Below are 18206 nucleotides of genomic sequence, written 5' to 3' on the forward strand. Positions count from 1 at the left end.
AAAAGGTGTTTGCTGATACGATCGAAAACACCTGCTCGTACATGTATAAAATAGTTACGGTAACCGCGTTTGTGTTTTGGGTGGTATGTGCGTTTGGGCAAACCGACACGGGTTTGGTTACGCGGCCAAAATCTGGTTTCCAGATAGGCATTGCCTATACTAATAACGATGTTTACCTTGGCAGGACAGATACGGTAACTACGCCTTATTTCTCGCCTAAACTTACTTATACACTTAAAGCGGGTATTTATTTTTCGGGAAGTTTGGAGTTTATTACCAATCGTAAAAAAGGCAAACTTGATGGTAGCAGCCTGGAGGCGGGGTATGATCACTCGTTTAACGATAACCTGGAAGGCGGGACATCATTTACCAAGCTTTTTTATAACAGCAACAGCACGCAGGTTTCATCGTCAATAAGCAGCATGCTTAATGTTTATGTTGATTATGATATTGCAGACATCATTACCTCCGAACTAAATGTTGGCTATAACTTTGGCAAAAACGGTGGCGCCGGTGGCGATTTTGTCATTAACCCCAATATTTCGCACCAGTTTGAGGCGGATGGCCTTTTTAACGACGACGACCTTTTATTGATTACCCTGCAAGCGGGCCTAAATGCCGGATCGCAAAATTTTTATGGCGGTTATCTTGAACGTAAGGACAGGTTAACCAAAAAAGGAGCCACCGCTGCTAACAAGGTATACGATAATTATTATGATGCACTAAGCAAATTTATCCTGCTCGATTATGAATTTACAGTGCCGGTAGAATATAGATCAGGTAAATTTAGTGCCCAGCTGACACCTACTTATACTTTCGCTAAGGATAATTTACCAAGAGGAACAACTGCCGAACAAGTTTTAACCAAGGTTATTGAAGCCAGCCAGCCTTTTAAAGCGAGTGTATTTTACCTCGAAGTGGGCTTATATTTTAAATTTTAATTACCAAAGGCCCAGGTTAAAAATTTAGGCATGGCTTTGGCCCAGGTTGGCATATCGTGTTTACCGCCAACAACTTCCAGGTATTGTACGTTGGCCGGGCGGGTATAGCCTTTAGCCTCCAGTTCTTTGATCAGGTCGATGGTATCGTCTATCGAATCGATGATGCCGTTGTTGTTACGGTCGGCAGTCTCATCCAGCGTGCCGGTTTGCAGCCAGAATTTTAAGTCGGGCTTGTTTTTGCTTTCGCGGATAACGCGGTGCATAATACGGTCGGCATCGGTATAACCGTCGTTAAGAGCCTTACTCCGCCACCAGAGTGATCCCGAAAAAACGCCCACTTTGTTAAAAATATCGCTGTGGTTCCAGGCAATATCCAAAGCGGTTAACCCACCTAATGAAAATCCCGCGAAAGCGATGGTTTTAAAAGCTTTTACGGCGGTATGTGTATATAGCTGGGGTAATAATTCGTCTAAAATAAAATCGGTATACAAACCCGCTTTGGCACCACGGTCCTTATAATCGGGATGATGGGCTACCCCATATTCCTGTAAACGTTCTTCGCCGGCATGGATGGCCGCTATTACAACAGGCCTGATCTTGTTACTATGATACAGGTTTTGAAGCGTTGTGCTTAGCAGCAGATTGTTAACCTCCTGGCCATCATTCAGCAGTAACAAATTGAGTGGTTCGGCAAAATTGAATTCGCCGGGCATTAACAACGTGATAGTTACCTCGCGGTTTAGTATTTCAGAATCGATCAGCAAGCTCTCTTCGGCAACGGTCATCTCAGCGGTACGCAACATCAAAATAAAATTGAGGCCACAAATGTAGGGTTATCTTTATAAACATGAAGTAAATTATCGGTAAATTTACCCTACTGCGGCTTGGCACTCTTCGCCAAGCGTCTGCCCGCAAATGCATACCCCAAAACCCCGCCGAGGGTATTTAAGATAATATCGTCAATGTCAACCGAGCGGTAATTGCCAAAATGCTGCCAGATAAACTGGGTTAGTTCGATAGAAAATGAGAAAACCAGCGCTGTCAGAAATATGCTTTTAAGGGATCGGAATGCAGGGGAAAGCACTGGTAAAAGTACCCCCAACGGGAAAAACAAAACAACGTTTCCGGGTACATTCTCGAGCGTGTGTATCTTCATGTAAATACTTCCGCGCGAAAATGTTGCAATAAACTCTTTCAATGTATGTACAACGGGTATGAAATTGATGTGATCAAAGCCCGTGTTTTGATGCCGTGTCATGGGTATTGGCACCACGGTAACCAGTAAAACACAAATGATGTAAGTATAAAACCAGAACAAGGTAAGTTCGTGCTTCAATGAAAATGTGCTACCGTTTTTGCGGTAACCGTTAACCATTAGCCTCAAAATAAACCAAGCCGGCAGCATTAAACTAAAAATAATAAGCGCCGGCTTTAAAAGTTGATGGAACATTGCCTGGTAAGCAGATTAGATTTGTGAATTAACCGCTAAGATAATAAAAGGGCAATTGCGGCAATATTTAGTTTGTACTTTTAAAACTATCCCCCTATCTTACAATAAATTAATTGATTTTGACAGAAGAATATAAACGCTGGTACTCGCGCTGCCTGAGCAGAAACCTCGATATGCTGATCTTTGGCGATCGCGGGTACCCGGTTATCCTGTTCCCAACCTCAATGGGGCGATATTACCAAAACAAGGATTTTGGCTTACTGGATAGTGTAAGCTGGTATGTTGATCAGGGTTTGGTAAAGATCTACTGTATAGATTCGATAGATGAGCAAAGCTGGTATAACAAAGGTATCCATCCGGCCGACCGTGCCCGTACTCACGAAGCTTATGACCGTATGCTTAACGAAGAGCTGGCACCCTGGGCAAGTTACGAAACCGGTGTGAGCCGTATTGCCGTTGCCGGTTGCAGCTTTGGCGGATACCATGCCGTAAACTTTGCCTTTAAACATCCCGATAAGGTTGCGCATCTGTTTTCGATGGGTGGGGCATTCAACATCAAGCAGTTTACCGATGGCTTTTACAGCGATGAGATATTTTATAATAACCCGCCCGATTTTTTACCCGGCGATAATAACCCTGCCCTGTGGAACATGAATATTATACTGGGTACCGCTGAACACGATTTTTGTAAAGGCGAAAACATCGGCCTGTCAAACATTTTAAAGCAAAAAGATATTAATCATTGGCTGGACATTCGCTCCGGCGAACATGACTGGCCCGTTTGGCGGGAAATGTTCCCCCACTATTTATCAACCATAAAATAAGCTACCTTTATACATAGTAATAGTATTATTTTTTATTCACATAAATCAATAACATTATGAAAAAGTATCTTGCTGAATTTATCGGGACGTTTTCGTTAGTATTATTTGGATGTGGTGCAGCTGTAGTGGCCGGAAAAACAATACCAATAACAGTTTCCGATTCGATAGACGGTATCGGACTATTAGGTATAGCGCTGGCCTTTGGTTTTACGGTAGTGGTAATGGCTTACGCCATCGGCCCAATTTCGGGATGCCACATTAACCCGGCTATTACTATTGCTATGCTGGTGGCTAAAAAAATAACCGCAAAAGATGCCGTTGGTTATATTATAGCGCAATTTGCCGGTGCAACGCTGGCTGCTTTCGCTTTAATGAATATTAAGCAAGGCGGTGCAAACTTCAAAATGAATGAGTGGGCCCTTGGTTCTAACGGCTGGGGCCCGGGTTATTTAGGCACCTACACAACAATTACAGCATTTATAACCGAAACGCTGCTTACCTTTCTGTTTTTGTTCGTCATTTTCGCTACCACATCAAAATCTGGCAATAGCCCTATGGCGGGCATGGCCATAGGGCTTAGTTTGGTGCTGATACATTTAGTAGCTATTCCCATTACCGGCACATCGGTTAACCCAGCCCGTAGTTTTGGGCCGGCCATATTTGCCGGAGGAAAGGCATTAGAACAGTTGTGGCTGTTCATTATAGCGCCCATATTAGGGGGCATCCTGTCGGCTTTAGTATGGCGCGGTATATTTGAACCCAATGATGTAACCTAACTTGCTATTGATCAAAACAATTAACGGGTTTAAGTATTATTAACAGGCACTCTTTATCCTCCAACAAATGAAAAAAATAGGCATACTCTTTGGCCAGGAAAATACCTTTCCGCAGGCTTTTGTTGAATGTGTGAATCATAAAGGCGAAAAAGGCATTCGTGCCGACTTTGTAAGCATTAACAAAGTAATGCAGGCCGAACCATTAGACTATGCCGTTATTATCGATCGCATATCGCAGGATGTACCTTTTTACCGGGCTACCTTAAAAAATGCCGCCATTTGCGGTACGGCGGTTATCAATAACCCGTTTTGGTGGAGCGCCGACGAAAAGTTTTTTAACAATGCCCTCGCGGTAAAGATCGATGTACCGGTGCCTAAAACGGTCATCCTGCCATCAAAGGAACATCCGGATGATACTACTGATCTGTCCTTCCGTAACCTGGCGTACCCGCTTGATTGGCAGGGGATATTTGAGTACGTGGGCTTCCCGGCGTATATGAAACCTTTTGACGGCGGCGGCTGGAAAGAGGTTTACAAGCTGCACGATGCCGACGATTTTTTTGATAAGTACGACCGGACCAAACAATACGTAATGATGCTGCAGGAAGAAGTTGTTTTTGACGATTACTTCCGCTGTTATTGCATTGGCGGCAAGCATGTGCGTATTATGCAGTACGAGCCGCGCAACCCGCACCATCTGCGCTACGAGCATGGCAAAGCACCGGCAGCAAAAAAACTGCTCCACCAGGTTACTAAATATGTTATCCAGCTCAACCAATACCTGGGTTACGATTTTAATACCGTTGAGTTTGCAATACGCGATGGAGTACCTTATGCAATAGACTTTTGTAACCCCGCGCCCGATGCCGATGTTAAAAGTGTTGGCCAGGCCAACTTTGACTGGGTGGTAGAAACTGCCGCAAGTTATGCCATAGAGCGCGCCAAAGCGCAAAAGCCGGGTAGGGATAATTTAACCTGGGGGCAGTTTGTAAAAAGCGGCGCGGCAGGTATGCCGCTGGTAGCGTCGACTCCAAAAAAGACCGCTCCGAAAGAGGCGAAGCCAAAGAAAGTGGTAAAAAAATAATTATCCATCCATAGCAATGGGTTTTAAACCCATCGCTATCGTAAATACCCCTTAATTATGAACGAGTTTACCTTAGGTGTCGAAGAAGAGTTTATGGTGATCGATCCCGTTAGCCGGGAACTGAAATCGCATGAGCAAAAAATTGTTGATGCGGCGCAAAAGATACACGAAGACCAGGTAAAGGCCGAAATGCACCAGGCCGTAGTTGAGGTGGGCACGCATATTTGCCGCAATACCGATGAAGCCCGCGCCGAGGTAACCAAACTTAGGCGCACAGTAGCGGGCCTTGCCGGCGACCTGGGTTTACGCATAGGTGCGGCAGGTACGCACCCGTTTTCGCATTGGCAGCACCAGTTGATAACCGATCACCCAAGGTATTTCGAGATCGTCGACGAGATGCAGGAGGCCGCCCGCTCAAACCTCATTTTTGGTTTGCATGTGCATGTGGGTATCCAATCGCGCGAAATGGCCATTAATATTGCCAACCAGGTGCGCTATTTTTTGCCGCACGTGTATGCCTTATCAACCAACTCACCTTTCTGGGAAGGGCGTAATACCGGGTTCAAATCATTCCGAACCAAAGTATTCGATAAATTTCCACGCACCGGTATTCCTGATTATTTCAGTAGTATCGAGGAGTACGATAGCTACATTAAGCTATTGGTAAAAACCAATTGCATTGATAACGCTAAAAAGATATGGTGGGATATCCGGGTGCACCCGTTTTTTGAGACCATTGAGTTCCGCATTTGCGATTGCCCTATGCTGATTGACGAAACCATGGCCTTTGTGGCACTGTTTCAATGTCTGTGCGCCAAGTTGTACAAACTGCGCCAGCAAAACATGAACTTTATAACCTACAGCCGTGCGCTCATTAACGAAAATAAATGGCGTGCCGCACGTTACGGAATTGATGGCAAGATGATCGATTTTGGTAAACAGCTCGAAGTGAACACCCGCGCCCTGATTTTAGAACTGCTGGATTTTGTTGACGATGTGGTTGATGATTTAGGCTGCCGGCGGGAGTTGAACTATGTGCATAAAATACTGGAGCACGGCACCGGCGCCGACAGGCAACTGGCTGTTTATAACCAAAAACAAAGCTTTGCCGATGTGGTTGATTACATTACATCGCAAACTTTAATAGGAACGTAGGAACTACGTCAGGACTATGATATCTGCTTCTAAATCAACTTAAATATCCCAAAAAACCTTAACAGTTTTATTATTTTTGCTGATAATTTACTTTAACTGACACCAGCAACAAAAGAGATCAATGCAGAAAGAAAGAACAGCAATAAAAGTTGCCATAATTGACCTTTACGATAATTATCCCAACCAGGGTATGCGCAACTTTGTGGAGCTGGTAGAGCGTTACAGGCAACAGCACCAGGTTAACTTAAGTTACCAGGTATTTGATCTTCGAGCTAAAAACGAAATTCCGGGTACCGATTTTGATGTGTACATTTCGAGCGGCGGCCCCGGTAGCCCGATTGATACCGCCGACACCGAATGGGAGGCCCAATACTGGAACCTGGTCGATGAGATCAGCGCACATAACGCTTCCGGCAATCCTAATAAAAAACACGTATTGTTTGTTTGCCATTCGTTCCAGTTGATGTGCCGCAGATACGGGTTGGGTGTGGTAAACGAGCGCAATTCCGAATCGTTTGGTATTATGCCCGTTCATCAAACAGCGGCAGCCGCATCCGAATATTTATTTGAGGGCCTGACCGATCCGTTCGCGGTTGTCGACTCGCGCGAATGGCAGGTGATCCATCCCAACGAAGAAAAATTTAAGGAAATGGGCGCAACTTTGCTGGCTATCGAAAAGGAGCGCCCGCATATTGATCTGCCCCGCGCCATGATGGCCATCCGCTTTAACGAATACTTTTTTGGTACCCAGTTTCACCCCGAAGCCGACCCGACAGGGATGAAGGTGCACATGCTGGATGAAGAGCGCAAACAATCGATGATAGAAGAATACGGCCAGAAAAAGTACGACGATATGCTGAAGGGGCTTGACGATCCGGATCAGATCTTGCTGACACATAACACCATTATCCCTAACTTTTTGTACTCGGCTTTACACAGTTTACAGGAGGCTTAACCCCATGGTGCCATTAGCGCGAAAAGCTTATAACGAACATTACAGCGATGAAAAATATGCCGCGTTTTTGGCCAACCTGGACAAAAATTCGCCGTTCCCGATAACTTTCCGCGTTGCCGAAACGCCTTTATTTATTGATAATGCTTTTCGCAATAAGCTGATAGCAGCAGGTAACGACATTGTTAAAACCATCCTCAGGCCTGATTTTAAACAACTCACCAACCGCTCCATCCCGCCAAGGTGGAACGTGGCTAATGAAAACGATCACCCACATTTTTTAGCGCTCGATTTTGGTATTTGCAAAAATGAAAAAGGTGAGCTTGTGCCAAAACTGATAGAGCTGCAAGGTTTCCCGTCACTGTTTGGCTTTCAATCGTTGCTTGGCGAGCAATACGGAGAAAGTTTTGAAGTACCGGGGAAAGACTGGACATTGTACTTTAACGGGCTGGATAAAGAAAGCTATATTGAGTTGCTTAAGCGTACCATTGTTGGCCCGCACCAGCCACAAGAGGTGGTTTTAATGGACGTTAGCGCCAATGAGCAAAAAACCAATGTTGATTTTTACATTACCCAAAATTACCTGGGTATCGGTATCGTTTCTTTGCAAGATCTGCGCCAGTGTGAAAATAAATTATATTACGAGGTCGATGGCGAGTGGATACAGATCAAACGCATTTATAACCGTTTAATATTTGACGAGATTGCCGGCAACGATGAATTGTTAGCCAAGGTGGTGGATGTGCGCCAGCCGCTGGATGTGGAATGGGTAACTCACCCTAACTGGTTTTACCGCATCAGCAAATACACCATGCCGTTTTTAAAAGGTGCATATATCCCCAAAACCTGGTTTTTAAACCAATTGGATGAGATACCCGCCGATTTGGAAAATTATGTGCTAAAACCTTTGTTTTCTTTTGCCGGGCAGGGAGTTATTATTGATGTATCAGGAAGCGATATCGAAGCCATTGCCGATCCGGAGAACTGGATATTACAACAAAAGGTATATTACGAACCTGTTATACAATCGCCGGATGGTGGTGTTAAGGCCGAGATCAGGTTATTGTATTTATGGCCCGATGGCGACGAGCGTCCAACCTTAGCCATTAATCTGGCTCGCCTTAGTCGCGGAAAAATGATCGGTGTGCGGTATAACCAGGATTTTGACTGGGTTGGCAGCACGGTAGCCTTTATGCAAAAATAAAACCAATCAATAAACGTTTTGTATATTACTATAGGTTTCATTGCTACATTTGCCACTTGGCGTTTAAAGGCAAAATTTTATTAAATTTGCAGTATGAATTTTCAGATCATCATCGTTTTAGCAATTTTCGCAGCAGCATTATTTTATGTGAGCCGTATGGTTTACAAAAGTTTAACTGCAAAATCAGGCTGCGGTTCAAATTGTAAGTGTGGTGTTGATTTTTCAAACATCGATCATCCAAAACCGGGCAAATAGTTAAAACCAATCGCTACTTTTATTGATGTTATTAAATTTGCTAAACCTATTAACTATTAATGTCTAATAAACAGGTTTTTCAAGCTGATACCCCGGGCAGATGGACACGTTTTAAGTGGTTAAGCCGGTTACTGATCATTTTATTGGTTTGCGGCGTTGTAGGTGCGGCAATTACCATTACATCCAAACAATATCCGGCTTTACCTAATCTGGAGCAGGCGCCCAAAAAATTCTCGAAAGATGAGCTGGATGCCTTAAAGCACTCTACCAAGTACAAGGATTTTAAGTTAGAGAAAAATCAGATCCAGGAACTTAAGCGGGATCTTCGTTTGCACCAGCTCAAACATCCAAGCAATAAAAACCGGATCAATGCGGCGTTTTATGTAAACTGGGATCCGCAATCCTTCACCTCGCTCGAAAGTCATATCAGTAAGCTCGACCTGGTAGTAAGCGAGTGGTTCTTTTTAACAAAAAATGCCGATACGGTACGTGCCAGTATTGATACCGCGTTGATCAGGCTCAATAAAAAATACAAAAAGCCTATTATAGCACAGGTATCAAACTATGTAAACATCAACAACGTTGCGGGCGAGTGGGATACCAAAGACGTTGAGCGGATAATCAAATCAAAAAAAACGCGTACAAAATTTATCAATAGCCTCATCGATAAACTGGATAAGTTTCACCTGCAAGGTATCAATCTCGATTTTGAAGACTTAAAGGACAGGAACAGTGATGATTTCGTCACCTTTCAAAAAGAGGTTTACGCGGCATTGCATGCCCGGGGTTTTTTGGTTACCCAGGACGTTTTTCCGCAAAATGACGAGTACGATGTTGAAGAACTGGCCAAATACAACGATTACCTGTTTATTATGGCTTACGATCAACATACCGAGTCGAGCAATGATGGCGATATCTCCGACCAGCGCTGGGCCGAATCAGTTTTAGATGATATTTGCGCACGTATCCCCAGCAACAAGATAATTTTTGCCGTAGGTGCTTACGGGTACGATTGGCCCCAAAGCAGTATCGGTACACCGGTAACTTATCAACAGGCCATCAGTACCGCGCAGGAGCATAAGAGCAAAATTATATTCAACCCTGTTACGGCTAACCTGCACTATACCTATACTTTTCAGGATGGGATACCGCATTCGGTTTACTTTACCGATGCTATCACCAATTTCAATATCATCCGCATGGCCGATGACTGGGCCACCGCAGGTGTTGCGCTGTGGCGCTTAGGATCTGAAGACCCGCGTTTGTGGAGTTTTTTTGATAAGAACTTGTCTATCGATTCGCTGCGTAAAACCGGTGTCGACAAACAAAAGCTAACCACCGTTGCCTTAAATAACAAGGTGGAAGTTGATTATGCGGGTACAGGCGAGGTGCTCGACCTGGTATCAACCCCACACCCCGGTTTGATCAGTGTGGCACTTGATCCGGTAACGTTTAGTTTTACCGGCCAGGAGTATAAAGAGCTGCCTACAAAATACGTGATCAGACGATACGGCTATGCGCCAAAAAAGATCGTGCTCACATTTGACGATGGTCCCGATCCGGACTATACACCGCGTATCCTCGAAATTTTAAAACGTGAAAATGTACCTGCTTCGTTTTTTGTAGTCGGATCGATGGTTGAAAAGAACATCTCGATATTAAAAGACGAATTTAATGCCGGATACGAAATTGGTAACCACACTTTTTTTCACCCCGATATATCAGCGGTAAGCTTAAAACGGGTAAACCTCGAGTTAAACTCGACCCGCAAACTCATAGAACTGGTTACCGGCCGCAGTACAATTTTGTTCCGCCCGCCGTTTAATGCTGATGCCGAGCCAACAACTTTACAGGAGGTTATCCCGGTAGCACTGAGCCGCGAAGAAAGGTATATCAATATCGGCGAATCGATCGACCCACACGATTGGGAACCTGGTGTAACTGCCGATACGATCCTGGCGCGTGTTATCGCCCAAAAAGATAATGGCTCAATGTTGCTATTGCACGATGCCGGCGGCGATGGCCGTGAGCAAACGGTTAAGGTATTGCCCGATATTATCCACTATTTTAAAAGTCACGGCTATCAATTTACTACAATTGCCGATGTATTGCACAAAACCAAAGACGACCTGATGCCCAAAATTACCGATGATGCCGATAGTGGTGTGATAGGCAGTTTTTACAACATGTTTGTATTTGCTGTGTTTTATGGTAATTGGTTTATGCTATACCTGTTTTTAACGGCTATATTTTTAGCTATGGGCCGGGTGGTGCTGATAGGTATTTTGGCCCTGATACAAAACAAGGAAGATAAAAAGGAAACTGCCGAACGGTTAGCAGAGGCTGTTTTATACCCGGTAAGTATTATTGTGCCGGCTTATAATGAAGAGATAACTGCTACCAAAACCATCGAGAGTTTACTGAAAACGGACTATAAAGATTTCGAGATCATTTTTGTGGATGATGGCTCGAAAGACAAAACATTTGAAATAGTAAACGCTGCTTACGGGGGGCATCCGAAGGTTAAGATATTGACCAAGCCCAATGGTGGCAAAGCCTCGGCATTAAACTACGGAATAAGCCATGCTACCTACGATTTTGTAGTTTGTATTGATGCCGATACGCAGTTGAAAGACGATGCCGTATATCACCTGATGACCTATTTTAGCGATGAGGAAATTGGTGCGGTTGCGGGTACGGTAAAAGTTGGTAACGAAAACAACCTGATCACCCGCTGGCAATCCATCGAATATATTACGGCGCAGAATATGGATCGCCGGGCGTTTGATCTCATCAACAGTATTACCGTAGTGCCGGGTGCTATCGGCGCTTTCCGCAAAACAGCTATTGACAAGGCGGGCGGCTTTACTTATGATACTTTGGCCGAAGATTGCGATTTAACGATGCGCATTTTAAAACAAGGTTATGTTATAAAAAATTGCGCCGAAGCCATAGCCTATACCGAAGCGCCTGAATCGGTTACTATGCTGCTAAAACAGCGCTTCAGGTGGAGTTTTGGGGTGATGCAGAGCTTCTGGAAAAACCGCGATGCGTTGTTCAACAAAAAGTACAGATACTTTGGCATGGTGGGTATGCCTAACATCCTCATCTTCCAGATCATATTGCCGTTGTTTTCGCCGCTGGCGGATCTGATGATGATCTTCGGTTTAATGGGCGATCATAAAGAAAAGATCCTCATCTACTACGTGACCTTTGTGCTGGTGGACTTTATTGTGGGCATCATTGCCTTCCGGATGGAAAAAGAAAACTACAAAAAGCTGGTGTACATTATCCCGCAAAGGCTAATATGGCGGCAGTTAATGTATTACGTTTTATTTAAATCCATACGCCGCGCCGTTAAAGGTGAACTGAGCGGCTGGGGCGTTTTAAAACGTACAGGTAACGTTACCGCTAAGTAATCAAAATATTATAAAATTTACCCTTTACACGTGTTTTCGGCAGTTGCATTATAAACATTACTCATTATATTTGCTGTCGCTAAAAAAATACATGATTTAACACAGAATGAGAGAAATACAATTCAGAGAAGCGCTTCGCGAAGCAATGAACGAAGAGATGCGTAAGGACGAAAATATTTACCTGATGGGTGAAGAAGTTGCCGAATACAATGGTGCCTATAAAGTTAGCCAGGGCATGCTTGACGAATTTGGTGCAAAACGTGTAATTGATACGCCTATCTCTGAGTTAGGTTTTGCCGGTATAGGTATCGGTTCGGCTATGAATGGCCTGCGTCCTATCATCGAGTTCATGACGTTTAACTTTTCTCTGGTAGCTATCGACCAGGTAATTAACGCGGCAGCTAAAATGATGTCGATGAGCGGCGGTCAGTTTTCGGTGCCTATCGTATTCCGCGGTCCAACTGGTAATGCGGGTATGTTAAGCTCACAACACAGCCAATGCTTTGAAAACTGGTATGCCAACTGCCCGGGTTTAAAAGTAGTTGTACCGTCAAATCCTTATGACGCAAAAGGTTTGTTGAAATCAGCTATTCTTGATCCCGATCCGGTTATCTTTATGGAGTCGGAATTAATGTACGGTGATAAAGGCGAAGTACCTGAGGAAACATATTATATTGAAATAGGTAAAGCTAAAGTAGTAAGCGAAGGTACCGATGTTACCCTGGTAGGCTTTGGCAAGATCATGAAAGTGGTGATTGCCGCGGCAGCCGAACTGGCAAAAGACGGTATCAGCGCCGAAGTGATCGACTTACGTACCGTACGCCCTATTGATTACGCTACTGTGATCGAATCGGTTAAAAAAACAAACCGTTTGGTGATCGTTGAAGAAAGCTGGCCATTAGGTTCAATTGCTACCGAGGTTGCTTTTAAAGTGCAAAAAGATGCATTTGATTACCTGGATGCCCCTATCCTGCGCATTATGGGTGGAGACGTGCCATTGCCTTACGCGCCAACTTTAATACAGGAGTATTTACCAAACCCTGAGCGTGTGATAAAAGCTGTTAAAGAAGTAATGTACGTGGCTAAATAATTAGTAGCCTGTTTGAATATTAAAAAAGCCTTCCTGATTTTTTTCAGGAAGGCTTTTTGTTTGGAATAAATTAGCTGATATACCGGAGCGCAACTGCGCCTGATTTAAAGATCCTTGAATCAATTAGTTTTAGATTTAGTTGCTCCTGCAGGTTAATACCGTTGAATACCTTTGTGCCCCCTCCTGCGATTATCGGGAGAACCACAAAATGATATTCATCAATCAAGCCAAGCTCTGCCAATTGCGAAGCAAGGTTTACCCCACCGGTTGAAATATCTTTGCCTTCCTCTTGTTTTAGTCTGAGTATTTCGTCGCGAAGACCGGTGTGCACAATTTTTGTTTTGCTATTTGCTACACCGTCCAACGTTTTTGAGAATACCACAATTTTGCTAACGGCATCAAATGCGCGGGCAAATTCAACATCTAACTTCCGGGTATTGTCGGGGTTTTTAGCTAAATCGGGCCAGTAAGGCACCATCAGTTCGTACGTTTTACGCCCGTACAGGTAAGTGTCGGCATCCCGTGCGAGTTGCGTAAAATATTCCATTAATTCGTCATCTGGAAAAAATAAAGTATGGTCGCAATAGCCATCTAAGGTTGTGTTGATTGCAAAGACTAATTTTCTCATATACCAGTTTTTAGTTTTTTGATGATTTAGTGATTCATTGTCAGATCAAAAATAAGATACTGTGGACACCATAGGGAGGGCAATACGCGACAAAAAAGGGGCGATTAAGCCAACGGCACACTCTCCTCAAACAGAAAATAAATTTACTTTATATTAGCGTAACCTTTTAAATTTCCTGTCGTCTTTATCTACATGAAACTTAAACTGACCTGCTTCACAATCCTCATCTTTTTGTCGGCCATTGCAAAGGCCCAGTTAACACCCAGTCAAAAAGTATTCTACGTGTTCGCCTGTAAAAGCGATACTTTGCGTATGGACGCTTATAAAAAGCGCGATGCTAAAGCATACGCCCAACTCACCACCAGCTTTGAAAATGAGTATAAAAAACTGAGCACTGTTGACCAGGCTTGTTTTAAGGGAAACTATAACAGCGCCTGGTACAACCTGGCGTGCGTTTACTCGCTGCTCAACGACAAAGAAAATGCCTTAAACACCTTAGATAAAAGCATCAAACTGGGTTTTATCTGGTATAAAACCATAACCGGCGATGTTGATATGAATAACATACGTAACGAGCCTCGTTTTATTGCCATGGTTACCCGTGTACGCGAAGTGAACGATTATTTATACATCTTAAAAAAGGCCGGCAAATATAACACGGCTGATACCCGGCAGGTGCCGCAGTTTACCTATCAATCGGCAACCGAGCCGCACCTGGTTGAATTGCGCAAAGCCTTTAAATTGGATTCGGTAGCAGGTAAAGGCAATGAAGTGTCGCAGATAATAAGCTTACTGCATTGGATACATGATCTGGTACCTCATGATGGGCAGCACAATAACCCGGCTGTTAAAAATGCCATGAGCATGATAGCCGTTTGTAAAAAAGAGAGCCGTGGTTTAAACTGCCGGGGATTGGCAACGGTATTGAATGAATGTTATTTATCGATGGGTTTTAAGTCGCGGTTTGTTACCTGTTTCCCGAAAGATAGCCTGAAGATAGATAACGATTGCCATGTGATCAATATGGTATATGCCCGCTCATTAAATAAATGGATTTGGATAGACCCGACCAATGATGCCTACGTGATGGATGAAACCGGCACATTACTTGGCCTTGCCGAAGTGCGCGAGCGATTGGTTAACGATAAGCCGCTTATTGTTAATCCCGATGCAAACTGGAATCATCGTCAGTCGACCCTTAAACAGGATTATTTATACAACTACATGGCTAAAAACCTGTATATTTTAGAGTGCCCGCTGCGCAGCGAGTATGATACTGAAACCGCCGGCGAAGGCAAAAAAACGGAGTACGTAACCCTGCTACCGCTTGATTACTTTAAACAATCGCCTGATCAAGCCGTAGTAACCGACGATAAGAACAAGTACACCAAAGTGTTTTATAAAACCAACAACCCTAACTTGTTCTGGCAGCTGCCGGTTGACGATAAAACGTCGGCTTCGATCAGGTAAGTTACTGTTGCGACGTTGTTGAAAACCATTTTTGTGAGATAGCCCTGTTACTGTCAAATTAGTGGTTGCAAACACGACTATGATGGCAGACAGAAAAGTAAAACTATTTATTGCGATGAGTCTTGACGGCTTTATTGCCAAACCGGATGGAAGCCTTGACTTCTTATCAATTGTCGAACAAAAAGGCGAAGACTACGGTTACAGCGAGTTTATAAAAGATATTGACACTGTAATTTTAGGCCGTAAAACTTATGATAAAGTTTTAACCTTTGGCGTCCCTTTCCCGCATGCGGATAAGCAAACTTTTGTGCTCACCCGTACCGAACGGCCGGCAGAAGGTAATATTGCTTTTTATACCGGCGATCTGCACGCTCTTGTATCGAAACTGAAAACAGCGGCAGGCAAACACATATTTGTAGATGGCGGTGCAGACATTGTTAACCAGATGATGGCCTTAAATCTGATCGACGAATACATTATCTCCATCATACCGGTTTATCTGGGCGAAGGTGTGCCATTGTTTAAGCAGGGGCGACCTGAAGGCAAACTGAAGTTGATCTCATCTAAAGCGTTTGAAAAGGGATTGGTGCAACTGCATTATGCTACGGAGTAGAGTATCCTCACTCTTGCCCCATTTGTTGAAAACGATTTTTGGCATTTTGATGCGATACCGCCAAATTAGTAACCTCAATTACAAAGATGATATCCCACTATAAAAAAATAGCTTCCGAACTTTCTGTTGCCGAAAAACAAGTTAGTGCCACTGTTGATCTGTTGGATGAAGGCGCCACCGTACCCTTTATCTCCCGTTACCGTAAAGAGGCTACCGGGGCATTGGATGAAGTTGCCGTAGCCGCCATCCGCGACAGGATACAACAACTGCGCGATCTGGATAAACGTAAAGAAGCCATCATCAAATCGCTTACCGATATGGGCAAGTTAACGCCCGAACTCAACAAAGCTATTGATGAAGCCGAAAGCATGACCCTGCTTGAAGATATCTATTTGCCGTATCGCCCCAAACGCAAAACCCGTGCTACTGCTGCCCGGGAAAAAGGTTTACAGCCTTTGGCCGATATTATTTTGGAACAAGGCAGGCTGGATGTTGCCTTAGAAGCCGACAAATACATCAATGAAGAAAAGGGTGTAAACAGTGCCGAAGAAGCACTGGCCGGAGCAAGAGATATTATTGCCGAAACCATCAGCGAAAATGTTGAAGCGCGCGATAAAGTGCGTAAGCTGTTTGTTGAGAAAGGCAACTTTGATTGTAAGGTAGTGCCCGGCAAAGAGCAGGAGGGTATTAAATATAAAGACTATTTTGAGTGGAACGAGCCGGTAAAATCGGCACCATCGCACCGGATACTGGCCATGCGCAGGGGAGAGAAGGAGGAGATATTATACCTGGACCTGCTGCCACCAGAAGATGAAGCGATCAATACCCTGGAAGATCTGTTTGTAAAAGCACGTAATGAAGTTGCTGCCCAGGTTAGCCTGGCTGTTGCCGATGGTTACAAACGCCTGCTCAAACCATCGATGGAGACGGAGGTACGCCTGCTCACCAAAAAGAAGGCCGATGAAGAGGCCATTAAAGTATTTGCCGAAAATGTTCGCCAACTGCTGTTGGCTGCGCCGCTTGGCCAAAAACGTATCATGGCTATCGATCCGGGTTTCCGTACGGGTTGTAAAGTAGTTTGCCTTGATGCACAAGGGCAATTATTGGATAATACCACCATTTACCCGCACACCGGCGCAGGCAGTGTTAAAGAAGCCGAAAAGACCGTTACGCATCTTTGCGAAAAATATAACATCGAGGCTATTGCCATTGGCAACGGCACCGCAGGCCGCGAAACCGAAACATTTGTACGCGGCTTAAATATCCCCAACGTTACCATTGTGATGGTGAACGAAAGCGGGGCATCGATTTATTCGGCATCCGAAGTGGCCCGCGAAGAATTTCCCGATAAGGATATTACCGTACGCGGCGCGGTTTCTATCGGTCGCAGGCTGATAGATCCATTGGCCGAACTGGTAAAGATAGACCCTAAATCAATAGGCGTGGGCCAATACCAGCACGATGTTGACCAAACCAAGCTGCAAACCAGTTTGGATGATACCGTAATGAGCTGCGTTAATGCCGTTGGGGTTGAGCTCAATACCGCTTCCAAACAAATACTGGCCTACGTATCGGGCCTTGGGCCGCAACTGGCGCAAAACATCGTAGAGTACCGTAACCAAAATGGCGCTTTCAAAAGGCGCTTCGATCTAAAAAAGGTAGCCCGCTTGGGCGATAAAGCTTTTGAGCAGGCCGCCGGCTTTTTACGTATCCGCAATGCCGAAAACCCGCTTGATGCCAGCGCGGTGCATCCCGAAAGCTATGCCCTGGTGGAGCAGATGGCCAAAGATATGGGCTGCACAGTTCAGGACCTGATGAAAGATGATCAGCTGCGCAAGCGGATACCACTGCAAAAATATGTGACCGAAACCGTTGGTTTACCTACACTACACGATATTATGGCCGAGCTGGCCAAACCTGGTCTCGACCCGCGTGAGCAGTTTGAGGCTTTTGAATTTTCTGAAGGGATCAATGCCATAGGCGATCTGAAAGTTGGCATGGTACTGCCTGGCGTGGTAACCAATATTACCAATTTTGGCGCTTTTGTGGATATCGGCGTACACCAGGATGGCCTGGTACACCTGAGCCAGATCACCAACCGGTTTATTAAAGACCCTAACGAGGTTTTAAAGGTAAACCAAAAAGTAAAAGTTACCGTTACCGGTGTTGATGCCGACAGGAAGCGTATTTCGTTATCCATGAAAGAAAACGAAGTAAGAGAACCCGCCACAAAGAAAGAATTTGTTAAAAAGACTGCGCCTGTCGCTCAAAAACAGCATGACAGGCACATCCCGGAAACGGATATGGCTGTTAAATTAGCAGCCTTAAAAAGCAAATTTAAGTAA

The 18206-nt window shown here is 44.5% G+C and carries 16 protein-coding genes; 13 read left to right on the forward strand and 3 right to left on the reverse strand.

Annotation, left to right across the window (positions count from 1 at the left end):
• Window positions 1-5 precede the first annotated feature (5 nt).
• A complete protein-coding gene (locus ACFGVR_RS08275; RefSeq protein WP_448702331.1) occupies window positions 6-941 on the forward strand; it encodes a hypothetical protein in 936 nt (311 codons plus the stop codon).
• On the opposite strand, the gene ACFGVR_RS08280 is transcribed toward ACFGVR_RS08275, so the two are convergent.
• Together ACFGVR_RS08280 and ACFGVR_RS08285 are read right to left on the reverse strand one after the other, a co-directional pair.
• Window positions 938-1744, reverse strand: coding sequence for an alpha/beta hydrolase (locus ACFGVR_RS08280; RefSeq protein WP_448702332.1), 807 nt, complete (start codon window positions 1742-1744; stop codon window positions 938-940). The genes ACFGVR_RS08275 and ACFGVR_RS08280 overlap by 4 nt on opposite strands.
• A gap of 71 nt (window positions 1745-1815) precedes the next feature.
• Entirely contained in the window at window positions 1816-2391 is a 576-nt protein-coding gene (locus ACFGVR_RS08285) for a VanZ family protein (protein WP_448702333.1), read from the reverse strand.
• A 119-nt stretch (window positions 2392-2510) separates the two neighbouring features.
• Here ACFGVR_RS08285 and ACFGVR_RS08290 point away from each other — a divergent pair, with 119 nt between their 5' ends.
• The 9 genes from ACFGVR_RS08290 to ACFGVR_RS08330 all read left to right on the forward strand — a co-directional run bounded on the left by ACFGVR_RS08290 (window position 2511) and on the right by ACFGVR_RS08330 (window position 13150).
• A complete protein-coding gene (locus tag ACFGVR_RS08290) occupies window positions 2511-3215 on the forward strand; it encodes an esterase family protein (protein ID WP_448702334.1) in 705 nt (234 codons plus the stop codon).
• Between the two features lie 56 nt (window positions 3216-3271).
• Window positions 3272-3991, forward strand: coding sequence for an aquaporin Z (gene aqpZ / locus ACFGVR_RS08295; RefSeq protein WP_448702335.1), 720 nt, complete (start codon window positions 3272-3274; stop codon window positions 3989-3991).
• Window positions 3992-4058: 67 nt separating this feature from the next.
• The gene (locus ACFGVR_RS08300) at window positions 4059-5075 is read left to right on the forward strand and encodes an ATP-grasp domain-containing protein (protein WP_448702336.1); all 1017 of its coding nucleotides are present in this window, start codon (window positions 4059-4061) and stop codon (window positions 5073-5075) included.
• Window positions 5076-5132: 57 nt separating this feature from the next.
• Window positions 5133-6230 carry a carboxylate-amine ligase gene (locus ACFGVR_RS08305; protein WP_448702337.1) on the forward strand — a complete coding sequence of 366 codons (1098 nt, stop codon included), beginning with the start codon at window positions 5133-5135 and terminating at the stop codon, window positions 6228-6230.
• Between the two features lie 121 nt (window positions 6231-6351).
• A complete protein-coding gene (locus ACFGVR_RS08310) occupies window positions 6352-7185 on the forward strand; it encodes a type 1 glutamine amidotransferase (RefSeq protein ID WP_448702338.1) in 834 nt (277 codons plus the stop codon).
• 4 nt (window positions 7186-7189) lie between these two features.
• Window positions 7190-8386 (forward strand): hypothetical protein, encoded by a 1197-nt coding sequence (locus ACFGVR_RS08315; protein ID WP_448702339.1) that lies wholly within the window; start codon window positions 7190-7192, stop codon window positions 8384-8386.
• 93 nt (window positions 8387-8479) lie between these two features.
• Window positions 8480-8641 (forward strand): FeoB-associated Cys-rich membrane protein, encoded by a 162-nt coding sequence (locus ACFGVR_RS08320; protein WP_448702340.1) that lies wholly within the window; start codon window positions 8480-8482, stop codon window positions 8639-8641.
• A gap of 59 nt (window positions 8642-8700) precedes the next feature.
• Complete coding sequence (locus tag ACFGVR_RS08325) at window positions 8701-12060, forward strand: glycosyltransferase (protein WP_448702341.1); 3360 nt, start codon at window positions 8701-8703, stop codon at window positions 12058-12060.
• A gap of 106 nt (window positions 12061-12166) precedes the next feature.
• Window positions 12167-13150, forward strand: a complete 984-nt coding sequence (locus ACFGVR_RS08330) for a pyruvate dehydrogenase complex E1 component subunit beta (RefSeq protein ID WP_448702343.1) — start codon at window positions 12167-12169, stop codon at window positions 13148-13150.
• A gap of 70 nt (window positions 13151-13220) precedes the next feature.
• On the opposite strand, the gene ACFGVR_RS08335 is transcribed toward ACFGVR_RS08330, so the two are convergent.
• Complete coding sequence (locus ACFGVR_RS08335) at window positions 13221-13778, reverse strand: dihydrofolate reductase family protein (RefSeq protein ID WP_448702344.1); 558 nt, start codon at window positions 13776-13778, stop codon at window positions 13221-13223.
• A gap of 192 nt (window positions 13779-13970) precedes the next feature.
• Here ACFGVR_RS08335 and ACFGVR_RS08340 point away from each other — a divergent pair, with 192 nt between their 5' ends.
• From ACFGVR_RS08340 to ACFGVR_RS08350, 3 genes are all read left to right on the forward strand, one after another.
• Window positions 13971-15248: a TPR end-of-group domain-containing protein gene (locus tag ACFGVR_RS08340; protein ID WP_448702345.1), complete on the forward strand. Its 1278-nt coding sequence runs from the start codon at window positions 13971-13973 to the stop codon at window positions 15246-15248.
• 79 nt (window positions 15249-15327) lie between these two features.
• On the forward strand, window positions 15328-15861 hold the full coding sequence (locus ACFGVR_RS08345; RefSeq protein WP_448702346.1) for a dihydrofolate reductase family protein: 534 nt from the start codon (window positions 15328-15330) through the stop codon (window positions 15859-15861).
• A gap of 86 nt (window positions 15862-15947) precedes the next feature.
• Window positions 15948-18206: a Tex family protein gene (locus ACFGVR_RS08350; RefSeq protein WP_448702347.1), complete on the forward strand. Its 2259-nt coding sequence runs from the start codon at window positions 15948-15950 to the stop codon at window positions 18204-18206.

This window comes from Mucilaginibacter aureus, from assembly GCF_053514885.1.

What these genes read in the sequence shown, in the direction of transcription:
- ACFGVR_RS08280 (WP_448702332.1), bottom strand. Translation starts at nt 1,744, where the DNA reads ATGTTGCGTACCGCTGAGATGACCGTTGCCGAAGAGAGCTTGCTGATC.
- ACFGVR_RS08285 (WP_448702333.1), bottom strand. Translation starts at nt 2,391, where the DNA reads ATGTTCCATCAACTTTTAAAGCCGGCGCTTATTATTTTTAGTTTAATG.
- aqpZ (WP_448702335.1), top strand. Translation starts at nt 3,272, where the DNA reads ATGAAAAAGTATCTTGCTGAATTTATCGGGACGTTTTCGTTAGTATTA.
- ACFGVR_RS08300 (WP_448702336.1), top strand. Translation starts at nt 4,059, where the DNA reads ATGAAAAAAATAGGCATACTCTTTGGCCAGGAAAATACCTTTCCGCAG.
- ACFGVR_RS08305 (WP_448702337.1), top strand. Translation starts at nt 5,133, where the DNA reads ATGAACGAGTTTACCTTAGGTGTCGAAGAAGAGTTTATGGTGATCGAT.
- ACFGVR_RS08310 (WP_448702338.1), top strand. Translation starts at nt 6,352, where the DNA reads ATGCAGAAAGAAAGAACAGCAATAAAAGTTGCCATAATTGACCTTTAC.
- ACFGVR_RS08315 (WP_448702339.1), top strand. Translation starts at nt 7,190, where the DNA reads ATGGTGCCATTAGCGCGAAAAGCTTATAACGAACATTACAGCGATGAA.
- ACFGVR_RS08320 (WP_448702340.1), top strand. Translation starts at nt 8,480, where the DNA reads ATGAATTTTCAGATCATCATCGTTTTAGCAATTTTCGCAGCAGCATTA.
- ACFGVR_RS08325 (WP_448702341.1), top strand. Translation starts at nt 8,701, where the DNA reads ATGTCTAATAAACAGGTTTTTCAAGCTGATACCCCGGGCAGATGGACA.
- ACFGVR_RS08330 (WP_448702343.1), top strand. Translation starts at nt 12,167, where the DNA reads ATGAGAGAAATACAATTCAGAGAAGCGCTTCGCGAAGCAATGAACGAA.
- ACFGVR_RS08335 (WP_448702344.1), bottom strand. Translation starts at nt 13,778, where the DNA reads ATGAGAAAATTAGTCTTTGCAATCAACACAACCTTAGATGGCTATTGC.
- ACFGVR_RS08340 (WP_448702345.1), top strand. Translation starts at nt 13,971, where the DNA reads ATGAAACTTAAACTGACCTGCTTCACAATCCTCATCTTTTTGTCGGCC.
- ACFGVR_RS08345 (WP_448702346.1), top strand. Translation starts at nt 15,328, where the DNA reads ATGATGGCAGACAGAAAAGTAAAACTATTTATTGCGATGAGTCTTGAC.
- ACFGVR_RS08350 (WP_448702347.1), top strand. Translation starts at nt 15,948, where the DNA reads ATGATATCCCACTATAAAAAAATAGCTTCCGAACTTTCTGTTGCCGAA.